This window comes from Holdemania sp. 1001302B_160321_E10 (assembly GCF_015552275.1).
Taxonomy (GTDB): domain Bacteria; phylum Bacillota_I; class Bacilli_A; order Erysipelotrichales; family Erysipelotrichaceae; genus Holdemania.
In genome coordinates this window covers 1-2,269 of record NZ_JADNEM010000072.1, presented here as the reverse complement: position 1 = coordinate 2,269, position 2,269 = coordinate 1, and the positions used below count along the sequence as shown (strand labels likewise).

The 2,269-nt window shown below is 50.9% G+C and carries 2 protein-coding genes; both read left to right on the top strand.

From position 1 onward, the window contains the following. The first annotated feature begins 307 nt into the window (after nt 1-307). A complete protein-coding gene (gene rpsB, locus I2D94_RS18045) occupies nt 308-1,249 on the top strand; it encodes a 30S ribosomal protein S2 (RefSeq protein WP_039865011.1) in 942 nt (313 codons plus the stop codon). Between the two features lie 2 nt (nt 1,250-1,251). Beyond that, nucleotides 1,252-2,142 (top strand): translation elongation factor Ts, encoded by an 891-nt coding sequence (tsf, locus tag I2D94_RS18040; protein WP_072683525.1) that lies wholly within the window; start codon nt 1,252-1,254, stop codon nt 2,140-2,142. Nucleotides 2,143-2,269: the final 127 nt, after the last annotated feature.

The window sequence follows — 2,269 nt, the reverse complement described above, 5'->3', positions numbered from 1 at the left end:
ACAGGGAGATACAAGATGACTATAACTCATTTGCACGAGTAAATGCAGTCCGCGTCTTTGCAAAAGTAAATGCAATTCCTTTTAGTCTTAAGGCTGCGTTTACTTTTTCAATTCACTTTAGTTAAAATCAGGCTTAAACAAGGCACTTTTGGATTGCATCCAGGAGTGCCTTATGGTATATTAGTACATGGCATCCGCGAATCAAGGGTGCACTACACACATCATGGATTCACTGCTCCGTGCTTGAGCGATCGAGTTGCAGTGTTGGAAGTGATGGAGGATATAACGGAAAGTGAGGAAATTAAAAATGTCAGTTGTATCTATGCGTAAAATGCTCGAAAGCGGCGTTCATTTCGGACACCAGACCCGTCGTTGGGACCCGAAGATGAAACCGTATATCTACACGGCGAAAAACGGCGTCTACATCATCGACTTAGCGAAGACTCAGCAGAAGCTGGACGAAGCGTATGAAGCGATGAAGGCGATTGCGGAAAAGGGCGGCAAGGTCCTGTTTGTCGGCACGAAGAAGCAGGCTCAGAGCGTCGTTCTGGACGAAGCGCTGCGGTCCGGTTCCTTCTATGTCAACCAGCGTTGGCTGGGCGGCATCCTGACGAACTACCGCACGATTCAGAAGCGCATCAAGCGTTTGCTGGAAATTGAAGAAATGGAAGCTTCCGGCTCGATCAACGTCTATCCGAAGAAGGAAGTTGCTCAGATCCGCAAGGAAGCAGCTCGTCTGGAAAACTTCTTAGGCGGCATCAAAGAAATGAAGAAGCTGCCGGATGCGATCTTCGTTGTTGACCCGAAGGAAGAACACAACGCGGTTGCAGAAGCGAAGAAGCTGAACATTCCGGTCTTTGCGATGGTTGACACCAACTGCAATCCGGAAGAAGTCGATTTCCCGATTCCTTCCAACGATGACGCAATTCGTTCGGTGAAGCTGATCATCGGCGTACTGGCGGATGCGATCGTTGAAACCAAGGGCGGTCTGTTAAGCTATGCTTACCAGGAAGATCAGGAAGCCGAAGACATCACGATGAAGGAAGTCATCATCAACGTTGAACAGCAGGCGGAAGAAAACGAACGCCGCCGCCGTCAGAGAAACGAAGAACGCCGTCCGCGCAACAACCGCTACGGCGATAACAAGCGTTTCACACCAAGACGCGAAAACGCAGAAGCCGCCAAGGCTGCGGAAGCGGCTCCGGCTGCAGAAGCGAAACCGGCAGAGGCTGCGAAGGAGGCTGAATAATCATGGCAATTACCGCTGCATTAGTTAAAGAACTGCGCGAAAGAACCAGCGCAGGCATGATGGACTGCAAAAAAGCCCTGACCGAATGCGACGGCGACATGGAAGCGGCGATCACATGGCTGCGCGAAAAGGGAATCGCCAAAGCGGCGAAGAAGGCTGGCCGGATCGCGGCTGAAGGTCTGACCCGCGTCGTCACCGACGGCAACCGCGCGTGCCTGATCGAAGTGAACTCGGAAACGGACTTCGTCGCCAAGAACGAACAGTTCCTGGATCTGATCAATACCGCTGCCGACGTGATTCTGAAAGCGGCTCCGAAGACATTGGAAGAAGCGTTAGCGCTGGATGTCAATGGAGCGACGCTGGAAAGCAAGTTCATCGACGCCACCGCGACGATCGGCGAAAAGATCACGCTGCGCCGCTTTGAAATCGTTGAAAAAGCAGACAACGACATTTTTGGAACGTATATGCACATGGGCGGCAAGATCAGCGCCTGTGTGGTCATGAAGAACAGCGATAATGCGGAAGTCGCCAAAGATATGGCGATGCAGGTCGCTTCGATGAGCCCGAGCTATGTTTCCCGCAACCACATGCCGGCAGACGTTGTTGAAAAGGAAAGAACCGTTCAGATGGAAATCATGAAGAACGATGAATCCCTGGCCAACAAGCCGGAAAAAGTGCTGCAGGGTATCGTTGAAGGCCGTCTGAGCAAGTCCTTGCAGGAAATGTGCCTGGTTGACCAGCCGTTCTTCAAGGATCCGAACCAGAAGGTTTCTCAGATCCTGAAGGCTGCGAACACGGAAGTCGAAAGCTTCGTTCGTTACGCTGTCGGCGAAGGTCTGGAAAAGCGCGAAGAAAACTTCGCAGAAGAAGTTGCCAAGCAGATCGGCAAATAAGTGAGTCTAAAAAGCGATTGAGCAATCAGTCGCTTTTTTTGAAAAAGAATGGCTCTTTCAAAAATAGTGTTGGTGAGAGAAAAACCGAAACAAGAAAGACGCAGATGAGTTCCAGAAATGGGACTCA